We start from the raw sequence: 15,458 nt of genomic DNA, 5'->3' as shown, positions 1-15,458 counted from the left end.
GCCGGTGTTTTGCCCGACGTGTCAAACGGCAACACACAAAAATCGCGCACTTGCTTTCGTCCCGCCGGATCGACAACGAAAACCATCATGAAAACAACCCTCCTGCTACTGTGCATGGGGTTGTTTTCAAGGTTTGGGGTCGAACGGGCAGACCGGCTCCAGCCTCACGCAGCGCAGACGATGACGCCGTACCAGCCGAGCCCGCGATAGGTCTCGTAGCCCGGCGTCGCGTGGAAGGCGATCATCGCACCGGAGCGGTCCTGGTAGACGCCGGAGCGCTGGCCGTTGAGCGACAGCGAGATGCGCTCGCTGAGGATGCCCTGGCCGTCGGAGGCCGCGATGACGCGAAAATGCGAGTCGACCAGCAGTACGCGCGCCTTGTCGTGGTCACCGACGCGCACGCCTTGCACGATGGCGCGCGCCTGCGGCTCCCAGTCGAAATGGATGGCGAGCACGCCGATCGGCGCGCCATTGGCCTGGCCGCCGGCGCGGACGCTGGCGCAGTAGGTCGCGACCTGCGCGTTGCCGAGCAGCTGCTGGTTCTCGATGTCGCCGGCGACATAGTCGTCGCCGGAGCGCAACGTCTTCGCCTCGCGAAACCATTTGGTGTGGGCGACGTTCTGGCCGACGACGCGAAAGCGGTCGGCGCGGCCGTTGGCGATGACGTTGCCGTCGAGGTCGCAGAGCCAGAGGTCGAGGTAGATGGTGTAGGCGCCGAGGATGACGCCGAGCCGCTGCGAGGCATGGGCGACCGCGGCAGGCGCAGGCGAGGCCGCGCAATCGACCAGGGCGGAATCGGTCGCCCACCAGCGCACGTCGCAGGTGCGCTCATAGAGGTTGCGGTCGATCAGCTCGACCGCGTTGAGCGACAGATCCATCATGCGCTCGCCGCGCGACCGCTGGCTCATGCGCTCGATCGAGGCGACGAGGTCGCCGGTGCGTTTCGTCAGCTGCGTCTCGAGCTCGCGCGCGATGGTCTCGACCTGCTGGCCGACGCCGCGCACTTCCTGCGCCACCACGGCGAAGCCCGCGCCTTGCGCGCCGGCACGCGAGCTCTCGATCAGCGCGTTCAGCGCCAGCATCTTCATCTGGTTGGTGATCTGCTGGATCGACTTGGTCTTGTCGACCGCGATCTGGTTGACCTCCGCGGTCAGGCGATTGATCAGCGCGGAGATGTCGGAATCGTCGTCGGCGGGCTCGGTGGTGGTCGGCTTGGTTTTCAGACCCAGCGCAGCAGACATCGGGAACTTCCCTTGGCAATGAGGCCTGACCTGCAACGAACCCGGAACAATCACTTACAGATCGAATACGAGTCTTTTTCTAAGATTCAACCTAACGCCTGCTTAATTTGCTATTCCGCGGAATGCCCAAATGATAGTCACTCCGGCCGGTCGGCTAGCCATCCACCGCTTTGTGGGCCGTGGCCGTTGCAAATGCCCGGGGTTTCCCGGCCAATCCCCTTAAGCCAGTGACCGGGCGCCTCGCGTGATCGTCCGGGCCTCGGAGTCTCAACAGATTGCCTCTCGTCATGACGCCCCCCGCCAGCGCCTTGCCCGTCGAAATGCCCCAGGCCTTCCTGGGCGTGGGGCGTTCGCTCACCGATAAGCTCTGGCGCAACCGGCTGGACGCACGCGGCGCCGCCACGGCGCTGGCCATCGTGCAGCGCCATCAGCTGCCGGAATTGCTGGCGCGGGTGCTGGCCGGCCGCGGTGTCGACATCGACACGGTGCCTGACTTCCTCGATCCGACCATCCGAAAGCTGCTGCCGGATCCCTTCACGGTGACGGAGATGGAAGCCGCCGCAAAGCGCATCGCCGATGCGGCAGCGAAGGGCGAGACGGTCGCGATCTTCGGCGACTACGACGTCGACGGCGCGACCTCGGCAGCGCTGCTCGCCTGGCATCTGCGCCATTGCGGGCTCGATCCGCTGATCCACATTCCCGATCGCATTTTTGAAGGCTACGGCCCCAACGTCGAAGCGGTCCGCGGGCTGGCGGCCAAGGGCGCCACGTTGCTCGTCACCGTCGATTGCGGCACCACCAGCATCGAGCCGCTGGCCGAAGCCAAGCGCCTCGGCATGTCCGTCGTCGTGATCGATCATCACCAGGCCGGCACGGAGCTGCCGGAGGTGGATGCGCTGGTCAATCCGAACAGGCTCGACGATCTCTCCGGCCTCGGCCATCTCGCCGCCGTCGGCCTCGTGCTGGTGACGCTGGTCGCGGTCAATCGCGAGCTGCGCCAGCGCAGCTTCTGGAACGCGGAGATGCCCGAGCCCGATCTGCTCGGCGTGCTGCATCACGTGGCACTCGGCACCGTCGCGGACGTCGCGCCGCTGGTCGGCCTGAACCGCGCCTTCGTCGCCAAAGGTCTGATCGCGATGCGGCGGCGCGACCATGTCGGGCATACCGCGCTGATGGACGTGGCACGGCTCAACGGCCCGCCGGAGGCCTGGCATCTCGGCTTCATGCTGGGACCGCGCGTCAATGCGGGCGGCCGCATCGGCCGCGCCGATCTCGGCGTGCGGCTTTTGCTGGAAGGCGATAACGTCGAGGCCGCGCGGATCGCCGCCGAACTCGACCGTCTCAACAGCGAGCGCCGCGTCATCGAGCAGGCCGCCGAAGCGCAGGCCGAAGCCGAGGCGCTCGCCTCGATCGGGCTGGAAGACAAGCTCGGCATCATCGTCACCGCGTCCGAAGGCTGGCATCCCGGCGTGGTCGGCCTCGTCGCTTCCCGCCTGAAAGAGAAGTTCTCGCGGCCGGTCTTTGCGATTGCGCTCGAGCCCGGCGGCATCGGCACCGGCTCGGGCCGCTCAATCGCCGGCGTCGATCTCGGCAAGGCGGTGCGGCAGGCGGTCTCCGACGGCATCCTGCTCAAGGGCGGCGGTCACGCGATGGCTGCTGGCGTGACACTTCGAAAGGAGAAGCTCGCCGAATTCCGCGCCTATCTGGAGAACGCGCTGGCGCAAGACGTCGCCGAGGCCCGTCACGTCAATGAGCTCTACATCGACGGCGCGATCTCTGCGCGGGCGGTAACGACGGAGCTTGCGGCCACACTCAACCGCGCAGGTCCGTTCGGCAGCGGCAATCCGGAAGCCGTGTTGGCGCTGCCGGCGCATCAGCTCGTCTTTGCCGACGAGGTCGGACAGGCGCATTTGAGGCTGCGCTTCAAGTCGGGCGACGGCGCCATCGTCAATGGCATCGCGTTCCGTTCGGTCGGGCAAAAGCTCGGCAATGCGCTTGTTGCCAATCGCGGCCAGCAGCTGCATGTCGCGGGCTCGCTGTCGGTCGATCGCTACCAGGGCGCCGAGCGCGTGCAGTTTCGCGTCGTGGACGTCGCACTACCGGACCAGGGGCCATCCGTGATCAGGTAACGGCCGCAAACAACAAGAAGAAAGGGAGTGAACATGGCGGGGCAGGTTGAGGGCAAGGTCGCGCTGGTGACGGGCGGCGCGTCCGGCATTGGCGAAGCCATCGTCGAGCTGTTCGCGCGCGAGGGCGCGACCGTCATCGCGACCGACATCGACGTGCTGCGCGGTCCCGAGCTTGCCAAGCGCATCGCCAAGGCCGGCGGCAAGGCGATCTTCCTGGAGCAGGACGTTACCAGAGAGGAGCGTTGGATCGAGATTGTTGCAGAGATCGCGAAGCGCTACGGCCGGCTCGACATCATGGTCTCAAATGCCGGTATCGGCATTGCCGTGCCCTCGATCGTCGACATGACTCTCTCTGATTGGCGCAAGCAGAATGCGATCAATCTTGATGGCGTGTTTCTCTCAGTCAAACATTGCCTGCCCTTGATGCGCAAGCATGGCGGCGGCTCGATCGTCATGATGTCTTCGCTGGCGGGCCTGCGCGGCGCGCCGGGGCTGTCGGCCTATTCGGCAACCAAAGGCGGCGTGCGCTTGTTCGCCAAATCGATCGCGATGGAGTGCGCGGCGGCTGGCGACGGCATCCGTGTCAACTCCGTGCATCCAGGCATCATCGACACGCCGATCTGGGGCAAGATCCCGACCGGGGCGACGGGCGCAGGCCAGAACGCGCCAATCGATCCAGAGGAGCGCGCCAAGGTCGCAACCCCGCTTGGTCGCGCAGGCCAGGCCGCGGAGATCGCCTCCGGCGTGCTGTATCTGGCCTCAGATGCCTCGCGCTACGTCACAGGCAGCGAGCTCGTCATCGACGGCGGCATGAATGCCGGCGGCGTGCCGCGGCGGGCGTGAGGCGCGCAGGGCAGGGTGGCGGTCGCAGGGGCTGACCCGCGCGCGTCGGCCCTGTAAAACGCTGGCGTCTCCTGCCCGAAAGAGGTCTCCTTCGCCATGGCGCACAGCCTTCACGCCTCCTCACCCGCGCCCGTCCGCTCGAACCGGCCGGACCTCGCGACCGATGCGATCCGCACTGCGCGCGAGGATCTCGCCGCCTGTTTCCGGATGGCCGCGCGCAATGGTTTCGAGGAAGGCATCTGCAACCATTTTTCGGCCGTGGTGCCCGGCCATGACGATCTCTTCCTGGTCAACCCCTACGGCTACGCCTTCCGCGAGCTGACGGCTTCAAAACTCCTGATCTGCGACTTCCACGGCCACGTGCTAGATGGCGAAGGCGAGCCCGAGGCGACTGCGTTCTACATCCACGCCGAGATGCACAAGCGCCTGCCGCGCGCGAAGGTCGCCTTCCACACCCACATGCCGTATGCGACCGCATTGTCGATGACCGAGGGCGATCCCCTGATCTGGGCCGGGCAGACCGCGCTGAAATTCTATGGCCGTACTGCGGTCGACCGCGATTACAACGGCCTCGCGCTCGACAACCGCGAAGGCGCGCGCATCGCGTCAGCCGTCGGCGATGCCGACATCGTCTTCATGAAGCATCACGGCGTGATGGTGCTGGCGCCGACGATTGCGGAAGCCTGGGACGATCTCTACTACCTCGAACGCGCCGCCGAGGTGCAGGTGCTGGCGATGTCGACCGGACGGAAGGTGCTGCCGGTCGATCCCGCGATTGCGGCCGAAACCTACAAGCAGATGCGCGAAGGCGATTCCGAATCCGCGCGACTGCATCTCGCCGCAATCCGCCGCCAGCTCGATGCGGAAGAGCCGCAGTACCGGCACTGAGGCCGTCTACGATCCCTGCCGCAGCTTCGCCAGCACCTTCAGCCCGCCATAACCATCGGCGGGCGTGATCCCGGCGCGCTGCTGAAAATCCTTGATTGCCTTCATGGTGTCGTTGCCGACGCGGCCGTCGGTGCCGCCGGTATCGAAGCCGGCCTTGGTCAGCCGCGTCTGCATCTCCTGCACCTCGGCGAGCGTCAGCACGCGCTCGGAGCCGGGGAAGGGCTGAATGAACGGCGGCGCACCCAGGCAGCGGTCGCCGAGATGGCAGATCGCGAGCGCATAATTCATCGAGGGATTGTAGCTCTTCACCGAATAGAAGTTGGGTCCGAGCAGGAAGGTCGGTCCGCCCGCAACAGGCGTCCACATCTGCGCGGTCGCATTCGGTTGCGGGAATGGCTGGCCGTCGGCGCGGGTGACGCCGGCCGCCTGCCACGCCGCGTAGGTGCGGCTGCCGCTCATCTCGCCGGATGCGCGCACCTCATAGCCCCAGTGCTCGCCGCGGTGCCATTTGCCGCGATTGACGAGATATTTTGCCGTCGAACCCAGCGCGTCGTCGGGCTTGCCGAACGGCGAAACCTTGCCGTCACCGTCATAGTCGATGCCGACATTGAGCCAGACCTCCGGCATCCACTGCGAATGCCCCATCGCGCCGGCCCATGATCCCTGCATCTCCTCGGACGTGCTCCAACCCTTGTCGACGATGCGCAGTGCGTTGATCAGCTCGGTCTCCCAATAGGCCTTGCGGCGCGGCTCGTTCCAGGCGAGCGCGGCGAGCGAGGGAAACACCGGTGTCATGTGGTTCTGCTGCACCAGCGGATCGCCGTAGGCGGACTCTACGCCCCACAGCGCTAGCAGTGTGCCGCGCTCGACGCCGAAATCGCGTTCGATGCGCGCGAGCAGCGCCTCGTTGTTCTTCAGCGCGATCTTGCCATTGATGATGCGCCAGTCGGAGACGCGGCGGTTGATGTATTGCCAGACCTGCTCGTGGAATTCGGGCTGGTTGCGCATCTGCTTGAATACGCTCATGTCGGGCTCGATCCGCGCCATCGCGCGCTGCCAGGTCGCAGCCGAAATACCCTTGGCCAGCGCCCGCGCGCGAAAACCTTCGCGCCATTCGTCGAAGCCGGGCGGCGAGGCGAAGACGCTCGTCGGCAAGGCGAGCAGAGCCGCTGCACCAAGCGTCGATTGCAGCAGGGTGCGGCGGGTGTGACGGACCGAGGAATCAGCTTGTTTCATGCATGCATTGTAGCGGGAAACATGGCTCCTGTGACTCGGTTCCTGGAACAGCAGGAACAAGCTTTGGACGTCTGTTTCCCGGAACAAAGCGTCGCAGTCCCGCATTCCCCTCCGGGCCCGCCTTTTTCAACGAGATTTCGGGGTGTGATGAAGATACGCGCGCATGCGGAAAGCCATGTCGTCGAGCTCGACGACGGATCGTGCTGGCAGATTTTTGCCGGCGATCTCGCGACAACGCTGAGCTGGAAGCCTGAAACCGATTTGCAACTGGAGCCGAGCGGCGACCGGATGAGTTCGCATGTGTTGGTGAATGCCGCGGACAGAACCCGTGTCCGGGTCATCGCGGCTGGTGAGGCGTGGCCGGATGGTGAAGTTAAGAAAACGTTGAAGGGCGGATAGGGCAGCCTCTCGGGAGGTTCAAGCCCCGACTTTAAGCCTGCGCCGATTACGGGGATGCCGACGGAGGTGACGGCGGCGACGGAGGAGGCGACTACGTCTCGTCCTGCAGATCGGCTGCGATGCTAGCAAGCCAACGGCGGACAGTGACTTCAGCCTTGCCGTCGAGCCCCGTCGCTAGGCGCTTCTCCAGTTCGAGCACACGGTCCCGGCACGATTTCAGCAGTGTCGCGCCGCGCGGTGTCAGTGTCCATTGCTGGATGCGGCCGTGAACGGGATGCGGCGTCATCAGGATCGCGCCGTCGCGCTCGAGGTTGCGGATAATGACGCCGACAGTCTGCGGCGTCAGGAAGGTGAGGCGGGCGACATCGGCGCCTGATAGTCCGGGATAGGCGTTCAGCATGGTCAGCACGGCGAATTGCGGCGAGGTGACGCCGAGGTCGGCCAGCGTGCGTTCCATCTTCAGCCGCACCGCGGCGTGGGCCTGGCGCAGGAGATAGCCGAGATAGCCTTGCTCGCCGCGCTTGCCTTCGCCGGCGGCGGGCACGTGTACCGGGCCATCCTTGGTTGGCCCGAACGTCTTCCGTCCTGTTTGCGATCTTGTGATGTCGGCAGGCTTGCGTGCCATGTAAGAGCTCTTATAAGATATAAGTATTCTTATAATATCACGAGGTGAACGGCAATGGCACACGCCCGCAGCGAGTACGAGGATTTCAAGAAGATTGCGCCGGACGCCTACGATCTGGTGCTGGCACTGGGACAGGTTGCGGCCAAGGCCGGCCTCGACAAGCAGCTGCTCGAGCTCGTCAAGCTGCGCGCCTCGCAGATCAACGGCTGCGCCTTCTGCGTGCAGCATCATGTTCTTCTCTCGGAGCGGCTCGGCGTGCCCGCGGACAAGCTCCATCTGGTCGCGGTTTGGCGCGAGGCCCCGATCTATTCGGCGCGCGAGCGCGCCGCGCTGGCGTGGGCCGAGGCACTGACCCTGCTGCCCGACGGCTTCGGCGACGAGGTCTATGATGAGGTGCAGCGCGAATTCTCCGAGACCGAACTGATGTACCTGACGTCGGCAGTCGCCTCGATCAACGTCTGGAACCGTTTTGGCGCGGCCTTCCGCTGGACGCCGGCGAAGCGGCAGGTGAATGCCGCGGCGTCCTGATTGCTACGAGGGGAGGTTGTCATGACTGCAATGAATTTGGCCACTATGCCGCGCCCTGTGCCATTGCGCTCGATGGCGCTGGCCGTCGTCGGCGGGCTCGCCTGCGCGCTTGCGATCGGCAAGGTACTGCCGGTGACGATGGACGCCGTATCGGGCGCACTCGCTCCGCTCTGCGCCACCGCCGCGGAAAGCTCGCCGCTCGACAAGGTCGAGCCGATCGGCTCCTACGCATTGCCCAACGTACCGGGCAAGCGCGTCACCATCGTGCGCGTGTTCTACGGTCCTGGCGGGTTTTCGCGACCGCACCGGCATGCCGGCTCGGTGACGGCCTACATTACCAAGGGCGAGATCCGCTCCCAGCTCGGGGGCGGCCCGGTTGAGACATTCGGTGTCGGTCAGTCCTTCTTCGAGCCGCCGGGAGGGACGCATCTGGTCTCTGCCAACGCCAGCACCACGGAACCGGCCGAACTGATCGCCGTGTTCGTGGCGGATGAGGGTGCGCAGCTCACGACGTATCTGGACTAGCTGGCTTATCGTAACCCGGATGCCACTTCGCTCATCCGAGTTACGATCGACGGTGCCCGCTCAGTTCTCTTCGCTGCTCGATCCCTCGCGCTGATCGGGTTTGATGACATCCTCGGGCAGCGTGTGTGCGACGGGCTGCGGGGTGCTTGCGATCTCCGGGCCCACCTCGCGGCCTCGGGCGCGGATCAGGCGCTCATAGGCCGAGACCAGCGTGACGTAGGGGCTGACCCAGATCCAGCCGTCGCGGGTGAACACCTGGACGTCAAAATGCAGGTGCATCGACGTACCCGCGGGGTGATCGAGATAGTTCGAGATCACGCCGATCTTCTCGCCTTCGGCGACGATGCGGCCATTGAGCACTCCGTCGGCGTTCAACGCCTGCGGATTCATGTGCATGTAGCGGAAGCGGATGTGCTCGGTGCGGCTGTTGACCTCCAGCGTCGCAGCCTGGTCCTTGGAGGCACGGATCACGACGGCGTCGCGCACGGCAACGACCCCGCGCTGCTTGTGATCGCAGGGCTCGCGGCTGTCACCTGGAGAAGGGCAGTCGGCGGCGCGGATGTCCTCGCCCTGGTGGCCATAGCCGCCGCCGCACTGCCAGACCTCGAAGCTGCGCGACTCGCAGAAATTGTCGCGCCAGGGATAGGCGGTCGGGCGATCGTCCTTGTCGCGGCTGGCGTAGGATTGCGAATGCACGAAGGCCGGTGCCCTCTCGAGCGGGAAGCGGATCTGCGCATAGGCCATCGCATCGGGGTGGCCGCCCTGTTTGCGATAGCCGGTGTTCGGGATGATGTCGCCGCTCGGCCGGTAGCTGAAATCCGCCGAACGAGCGGCCGCGCGATCGATCAGATCAGAGGCAACGTCCATCAGGGGCCGCATGCGCTGGCCGCCAGCGATGTGCAGGGCCTTCAGGAAGCGCTCGGCAACGGGGGAGGCTTCCTTGCAGGCGAGCCGCCGCGGCTTCGCGACGCTGTCCAGGCACTGGATCGACACCACATAGGCGGCGCCGAAGCGCGTGAAGGCGTAGCGCACATAGCCTTCGCGGATGAATCTGCGCAGGTCCGGGTAGATTGTCGCTAGCGGCTTCACCGGCTCGCCCTTGCCGCCGGCGGGATCGGCGATGTCGTAGACGAGCGCGGATCCGGTAATCTGCACCTCGACCGGCTTTGCGAAGGTACGCGACGGCATGCCGTCGCCGGCGCCGGGGTCTAACGAGAAAGTTGCGCTGTAGCCGGCGGGACCCGCGTCGAACATGTCGGCGGCGTTGAAGTCGGCCTGGTAGCGTGGCAGCGCCAGCGGGGCCTGTGCGCCGCTGCGTTGCGCCTCGAGATAGGTGGCGGCATCGAACGGCAGCAGCACGGGAACGGAGCTGCGGGCAATGCCGGTGAAGAACTGCGAGGAGACCGCGTTGAGCTGCACCAGCGCCGGCATTGCGCGCGGATCGAAGCGCGGCACCGAACGGCGCGGCACGAAGATGAAGTCGCCGGCGACCTGCGGGCGGCTATTGATCTCGGTGCGGAGCTGGTCGAGCGCTGCGCGCCAATCGACGCGCAGGGCTGTGAGTGAGGGGCTGCGGAATTCGTCCGCGGCGAGCGGCGTTGCGAAGGGGAGCGAAAGCGACGCCAGAAAAAGCGAGACGAAGCGGAAATCTTTCCTAGCCACTGTCTCGCCCCCCGGCGGCCACCTGTTTCGATCGCCCGCTTAGTCCTTCGCGCGCTCGGAGTAGGAGCCGTCTTCGGTCATCACCACGATGCGGGTGCCGACGGCGATGTGCGGCGGCACGGTGGTGCGGATGCCATTGGAGAGCACCGCCGGCTTGTAGGAGGACGAAGCGGTCTGGCCCTTGGTCACCGGCTCGGTCTCGACCACTTCCAGTGTCACGCGCTGCGGCAGCGCGATCGACACCACGTTGACGTCGTGCGTCGACAATTTGACCGTCATGCCTTCTTGAAGATAGGCCGCAGCGTCGCCGATGACGTCCTTGGAGACCTGGACCTGGTCATAGGTCTCGGGGTTCATGAAGTGAAAACCGTCACCGTCTTCATAGAGATAGGTGAAGTTGCGCTCTTCGATCGTGGCCTTCTCGACCTGGTCGGTGGTCTTGTAGCGCTCGGAGATCTTTACCCCGTCCGAGATTCGGCGCATTTCGATCTGGCTGACCGGCGTGCCCTTGCCGGGATGGATGTTCTCGGCGGTCACGACGACATAGAGCTTTCCGTCTTGCTCGATCACGTTGCCTTTGCGAATAGAACTGGCGATGACTCTCAAAGCTATATTTCCTGCTTGCTTGGCCCGGCTCCGGCCAGGACGTGGTCAAATCGATGGGGGACTTGGGGCCTCAAATCAGACCTCGGCGCCCGTTTCGGGCCGCAACATACTGAGTTGAGCCTCATAGTCAATTTCACTGTTGTTACAACAGCTTATTTTTCTCCGGTAGTTTTCCGGTAGTTTATTGTAATGCTCCTCGCTTCCGCGGCGTTCTCCAGCCGACCTGCCGGTGCGCGTAAGCCCCGCCGCGTCATTTCGATCGACATTCCAACCGATTGCGGGCTTCCCATGCTGGAACGCCCCGTAGCATCAAGGCGGTGCACCGGCTTCCTGCCTGGCCGGTCAAGGCGGCGCCAGCGACGCCGGTGGGATAAACCCGCCCGCGGGCAAAGGGGGGTGGTGTTTTTGCGCGTCTCGGCGACACCCTGGGGCCACCTCGGCATGATCTGGCTCTTCAGGTCGAACATGGCCCAGCTCACCTGATCGCTCTTCGTGGCGTGCGCCCGACTAACAGCCGATGATGAAGTGCCGGAACAGAAGTTTCCGGTGGCAGGCGTCAGCTCGTGGAGTCCGTATCAGATGAACTGTGGGCGCTCGGTGCGCGTCATCGATCTAGTGTGCGGGTCGCGCGCCGGTGGCTTGACAATGATTGGGAGAGTGTCGAGCGGCCTATGATTACGTCGACGGTGCCAGAGCCAAATCGCGGGCTTTGGAGAAGCTAGCGCAGTCGTGAACGGATCCGGTGGTCGCAGTCGACATCGTGGTCACCAGCCTTATGGTCGCTGCTTGATGGCATTGATCGGGCGTTACTGGTGACTTGCGCGCGGCTAATGACCTCTGGCAAGCTGGCGCGATGAAAGTTTCCGCAGGAACGACAAAGGACCCTGGCCTCAGCGGCTTTAGGCCTGATGGCTACTATGATGGCGTTGCCTACAAGTTTGGACCTGACGGCTCGATCGATGCTATCGTTAGCGGCCGAGTGGTTAGGTTTGATGATTTCGATGCGTTCGTTAGGCCGAATCTGCCGCGTCGTGGCCGTAAATGGCTTACCGTGTCACTTCTGGTCTTTTACGCTATTGCGTGCTGTGTCTCGTTCTTCTTTGTGCAGCGATATTACTCCTACCTTGGAGTCACCGGATATGATCCAGAGTTGATTCCGAAGGCGATTGCCGCCACGTTGCCCTTGGCAGCCCTCTCGTTGCTCTTTGCAGTCGGCCGGGTCAGCTTCGGGTATGCCCTCAGTTTCTATCTGTTCACCACCCTGCTGGAATATTCATGGCTGGCAACATTCTCTACGTTTCATTACAATAAGGGACTAGCTGCACTCTCTATATTCTTCAGCGCGATCGCGTTCTTCATCCCGGCGATCTTTGTCACGCCCAAAATCCCCAGGCCGCCCGAGTTGTCGGAATCCGCCTTGAGCAGGCTGCTGTTCGGCATCATGGCCGTGAGCGGCCTCATTCTTGTTTGGGCTTCAACCTACCATTTCCGCGTCATCGGCATCCAAGATATCTACAACTACCGCAGCGAGATTGAACTTCCCGGGGTTCTCCGCTACGGGGTCGGTATTACCACGGGTGCTCTACTGCCGTTTGCGTTCACGCTGTTCGTCTTTCGAAGGAATTGGAGCGCCGCAGCTGGTGCAGCCGTGCTGTTGTTGCTCTTCTATCCGGTCAGCCTGCTCAAGCTCACCCTGCTGGCGCCTGCGTGGCTCATCTTTCTGACGATCCTCTCTCTCTTCGTTGAGATGAGGGCAATGGTCATCCTGTCCTTGCTCCTGCCGATGCTGGCGGGGCTAGCAACCGTGGTATTCATAGAACGCGGACTGCTCGACTATCATCAGATGAATTTCATTTTCAGCATCGCCAACTTTCGGATGCTGGCGGTCCCTGCGTTCTCGCTCGACATTTACAATGACTTCTTTTCGCGAAACCCGCTCACCTATTTCTGCCAGATTTCCTGGCTGAAACCGTACGTGAGTTGCCCATATTCAGAGCCTCTGGCGGTTATCTTGGCCAAGGCGTACGGCATCGGCACTTTGAACGCCTCGTTGTTTGCCACCGAAGGCATCGCTTCCGTCGGGCTGATCTTGGCGCCGCTAGCCGCGCTGGCGTGTGGCCTCGTGGTCGCATTCGGTAACGCTCTCTCCTCGCACCTGCCACCGCGCTTTGTGATCATCTCGAGCGGGATCGTGCTGCAAAGCTTTCTCAACGTTCCGCTCACCACCATGCTCCTGACGAACGGGGCAGGAGCTCTCTTCCTACTTTGGTACCTCACGCCGGCCTCGATCTTTCGGGCCAGCGTCGCGACCGGCAACCAAATGCAAGGATGACGGAGTTTGGCTGAAATTCCCGCGGGGGGCCGATCGCGATGCGCGATCTGCGGTCATCACCGGCGATTGCTACATCATACCGCGGCGATGGCACCGTCACACATTCACTGAGAGGCCGGACAGGAAGACCCGCCGGTCGTTCAAATTGAGGCTTGGTTAGAAGGCGCAGGGCTGTGGTAGCCCTATCCAGGAATCCTCAGGTTATGTTCGCAAATGTGGAGGGGGCTGATTTTGCCGATGGATGCTAGCATTCTGCTCGGGGAAGGGGCGATCGGTTAATGGCTGGGGACAAGCCGATTTCGCCATTCTGGACGCCAGGGCGCCACCTCGACCGGCGGCCGTTCCTCCAGGCCAGGGGAGCCATTACCGGGTCTCTCAGGGGCTTTTTCGCCGAGCAGGGCTTTGTCGAGGTCGAAACCTCGGTCCTCCAGGTCTCCCCGGGCAATGAGACCCATCTGCACGCCCCCCGGACCGAGCTCATCCGGCCCGATGGCAGCCGGGCTAGCCGTTACCTGCGGACCTCGCCCGAATTCGCCTGCAAGAAGCTGCTGGCTGCCGGCGAAGAGCGGATTTTCGAGTTCGCCCGGGTGTTCCGCGACCGCGAGCGCGGCGACCTGCATCTGCCCGAATTCACCATGCTGGAATGGTACCGGGCGGGCGCCCCCTACGATGCCATCATGGCCGACACTGTGGTGGTTATCGCCCACGCCGCGCAGGCGACCGGCATCGGGACCTTCGCGTTCCGGGGCCGGACCGCCGACCCCTTCGCCGAGCCAGAGCTGCTGACGGTCGCGGGCGCCTTCGAGCGCTTCGCCGGCATCGACCTGCTGTCGACAATCTCGGGCAACGAGGGTAACCGTGCCGCGCTCGCCCAGTCGGCGTCCGGAAAGGTCCGCGTCGCCGAGGACGACACCTGGTCGGACATCTTCAGCAAGGTCCTGGTCGAGCATGTCGAGCCGCATCTGGGGCAGGGGCGTTTGACCATTCTGTTCGAATACCCATCTCCTGAAGCGGCGCTGGCGCGGGTGACTGCCGGGGACCCGCGGGTCGCCGAGCGGTTCGAGGTCTATGCCTGCGGTGTCGAGCTTGCCAACGGCTTTGGCGAACTCACTGACGCCGAGGAACAGCGCCAGCGCTTCTCGGAGTCCATGGCGGAGAAGCAGCGCCGCTACGGCGAGGCCTATCCGCTGGACGAAGACTTTTTGGCTGCGGTGGCCCAAATGCCGGAGGCGAGCGGCGTCGCGCTCGGCTTCGACCGGCTGGTGATGCTGGCGAGCGGCGCAACACGGATTGATCAGGTGGTGTGGACCCCGCCTGCGGGAGAGACATGACGAAGACCAATCTTGCACGGACATTGCGTGAGCCAGCCGAGCTCGTGGCCGCGGGCCTCGCGCCTGTCACGGCGCTGCCGGCGCTGGAACGCGTCGCCGCGCGCTATGCGGTCGCGATCACGCCGGCGCTGGTCGAGCTGATCGACGAATCGGATCCCGACGACCCGATCGCGCGGCAGTTCGTTCCGACCGCCGCGGAGCTCGAGATGCAACCGGGCGAGAGCGCCGATCCGATTGGCGACCACCCGCATTCGCCGGTATCAGGCATCGTGCATCGTTATCCCGATCGCGTGCTGTTCAAGCTCGTTCACGTCTGCGCAGTCTATTGCCGCTTCTGCTTCCGCCGCGAGATGGTCGGACCCGGCAAGGAGAATGCGCTCTCGGACAGCGCCTATCGCGCCGCGATCGATTACATCCGCGGGCATAGCGAGATCTGGGAGGTGATCCTGACCGGCGGCGATCCGCTGATGCTGTCGCCGCGCCGGCTGAGCGAGATCATGGCCGATCTCGCCGGCATCGATCACGTCAAGATCATCCGCCTTCACACCCGCGTGCCGGTGGCCGACCCCGCGCGGATCAGCGACGACATGGTCGCGGCGCTGAAGGTCGAGGGCGCGACCACATGGGTGGCACTGCATGCCAACCACGCGCGCGAGCTGGCGGGACCGGCCCGCGCCGCCTGCGCGCGGCTGGTCGACGCCGGGATTCCCATGGTGAGCCAGTCCGTGCTGTTGCGCGGCGTCAATGACAATGTCGCGGCGCTGTCGGATTTGATGCGGGCGTTCGTCGAGTGCCGGATCAAGCCCTATTACCTGCATCATGGCGATCTCGCGCCAGGCACTGCGCATCTGCGCACGACGCTGGCAGAGGGGCAGGAGTTGATGCGGCAATTGCGTGGGCGGGTGTCAGGACTGTGTCAGCCGGACTACGTCATCGACATACCAGGCGGCGCCGGCAAGTCGCCGGTCGGGCCGAATTATGTGTTGGCGGAGCAAAATACCGCAGCCGATGCACGTGATGCAGCCTCGGAAACGCGCTATCGTATCGTTGACTATTGCGGCGACGTTCATCTCTATCCGCCCGAGGCTTGAGCGGCCCAGAGAACGCCGGTTT

Annotated in this window: 14 protein-coding genes; 9 read left to right on the top strand and 5 right to left on the bottom strand. The window is 64.2% G+C overall.

Annotated features, from left to right (window positions below; all coding sequences use genetic code 11):
* Positions 1-164: 164 nt before the first annotated feature.
* Positions 165-1,241 carry a methyl-accepting chemotaxis protein gene (locus tag JJC00_RS21580; protein WP_200467966.1) on the bottom strand — a complete coding sequence of 359 codons (1,077 nt, stop codon included), beginning with the start codon at positions 1,239-1,241 and terminating at the stop codon, positions 165-167.
* A 287-nt stretch (positions 1,242-1,528) separates the two neighbouring features.
* Here JJC00_RS21580 and recJ point away from each other — a divergent pair, with 287 nt between their 5' ends.
* The 3 genes from recJ to JJC00_RS21565 all read left to right on the top strand — a co-directional run bounded on the left by recJ (position 1,529) and on the right by JJC00_RS21565 (position 5,101).
* A complete protein-coding gene (gene recJ / locus JJC00_RS21575; RefSeq protein ID WP_200467965.1) occupies positions 1,529-3,370 on the top strand; it encodes a single-stranded-DNA-specific exonuclease RecJ in 1,842 nt (613 codons plus the stop codon).
* A gap of 33 nt (positions 3,371-3,403) precedes the next feature.
* Positions 3,404-4,213 carry an SDR family NAD(P)-dependent oxidoreductase gene (locus tag JJC00_RS21570; RefSeq protein ID WP_200467964.1) on the top strand — a complete coding sequence of 270 codons (810 nt, stop codon included), beginning with the start codon at positions 3,404-3,406 and terminating at the stop codon, positions 4,211-4,213.
* A 96-nt stretch (positions 4,214-4,309) separates the two neighbouring features.
* Positions 4,310-5,101: an aldolase gene (locus tag JJC00_RS21565; protein ID WP_200467963.1), complete on the top strand. Its 792-nt coding sequence runs from the start codon at positions 4,310-4,312 to the stop codon at positions 5,099-5,101.
* Positions 5,102-5,107: 6 nt separating this feature from the next.
* On the opposite strand, the gene JJC00_RS21560 is transcribed toward JJC00_RS21565, so the two are convergent.
* A complete protein-coding gene (locus tag JJC00_RS21560) occupies positions 5,108-6,337 on the bottom strand; it encodes a lytic murein transglycosylase (protein ID WP_200467962.1) in 1,230 nt (409 codons plus the stop codon).
* A 147-nt stretch (positions 6,338-6,484) separates the two neighbouring features.
* Between JJC00_RS21560 and JJC00_RS21555 the strand changes: the two genes are divergently transcribed.
* Positions 6,485-6,736, top strand: a complete 252-nt coding sequence (locus JJC00_RS21555) for a hypothetical protein (protein ID WP_200467961.1) — start codon at positions 6,485-6,487, stop codon at positions 6,734-6,736.
* A 91-nt stretch (positions 6,737-6,827) separates the two neighbouring features.
* Here the strand turns inward: JJC00_RS21555 and JJC00_RS21550 are convergent, their stop codons facing one another.
* Entirely contained in the window at positions 6,828-7,361 is a 534-nt protein-coding gene (locus tag JJC00_RS21550) for a MarR family winged helix-turn-helix transcriptional regulator (RefSeq protein ID WP_200467960.1), read from the bottom strand.
* Between the two features lie 54 nt (positions 7,362-7,415).
* On the opposite strand from JJC00_RS21550, the gene JJC00_RS21545 reads away from it, so the two are divergent.
* Both JJC00_RS21545 and JJC00_RS21540 read left to right on the top strand, forming a co-directional pair.
* The gene (locus JJC00_RS21545; protein ID WP_200467959.1) at positions 7,416-7,889 is read left to right on the top strand and encodes a carboxymuconolactone decarboxylase family protein; all 474 of its coding nucleotides are present in this window, start codon (positions 7,416-7,418) and stop codon (positions 7,887-7,889) included.
* A 21-nt stretch (positions 7,890-7,910) separates the two neighbouring features.
* Entirely contained in the window at positions 7,911-8,414 is a 504-nt protein-coding gene (locus JJC00_RS21540; RefSeq protein ID WP_200467958.1) for a cupin domain-containing protein, read from the top strand.
* Positions 8,415-8,474: 60 nt separating this feature from the next.
* Here JJC00_RS21540 and JJC00_RS21535 read toward each other — a convergent pair whose 3' ends face one another.
* Positions 8,475-10,076 (bottom strand): M23 family peptidase, encoded by a 1,602-nt coding sequence (locus tag JJC00_RS21535; RefSeq protein WP_200467957.1) that lies wholly within the window; start codon positions 10,074-10,076, stop codon positions 8,475-8,477.
* A 39-nt stretch (positions 10,077-10,115) separates the two neighbouring features.
* Positions 10,116-10,682 carry an elongation factor P gene (gene efp, locus JJC00_RS21530; protein WP_200467956.1) on the bottom strand — a complete coding sequence of 189 codons (567 nt, stop codon included), beginning with the start codon at positions 10,680-10,682 and terminating at the stop codon, positions 10,116-10,118.
* Positions 10,683-11,535: 853 nt separating this feature from the next.
* On the opposite strand from efp, the gene JJC00_RS21525 reads away from it, so the two are divergent.
* The 3 genes from JJC00_RS21525 (at position 11,536) to JJC00_RS21515 (ending at position 15,436) form a co-directional block, all read left to right on the top strand.
* Positions 11,536-13,014 carry a hypothetical protein gene (locus JJC00_RS21525; protein ID WP_200467955.1) on the top strand — a complete coding sequence of 493 codons (1,479 nt, stop codon included), beginning with the start codon at positions 11,536-11,538 and terminating at the stop codon, positions 13,012-13,014.
* A 278-nt stretch (positions 13,015-13,292) separates the two neighbouring features.
* Positions 13,293-14,345 (top strand): EF-P lysine aminoacylase EpmA, encoded by a 1,053-nt coding sequence (gene epmA / locus JJC00_RS21520; RefSeq protein WP_200467954.1) that lies wholly within the window; start codon positions 13,293-13,295, stop codon positions 14,343-14,345.
* Entirely contained in the window at positions 14,342-15,436 is a 1,095-nt protein-coding gene (locus JJC00_RS21515) for a lysine-2,3-aminomutase-like protein (RefSeq protein ID WP_200467953.1), read from the top strand. The genes epmA and JJC00_RS21515 overlap by 4 nt, the downstream gene beginning before the upstream one ends.
* Positions 15,437-15,458: the final 22 nt, after the last annotated feature.

Source organism: Bradyrhizobium diazoefficiens, assembly GCF_016616885.1.
GTDB classification, from domain to species: Bacteria; Pseudomonadota; Alphaproteobacteria; order Rhizobiales; family Xanthobacteraceae; genus Bradyrhizobium; species Bradyrhizobium diazoefficiens_F.
The sequence above is the reverse complement of the archived record's forward strand: the minus strand, read 5'-3'. Positions and strand labels throughout refer to the sequence as shown.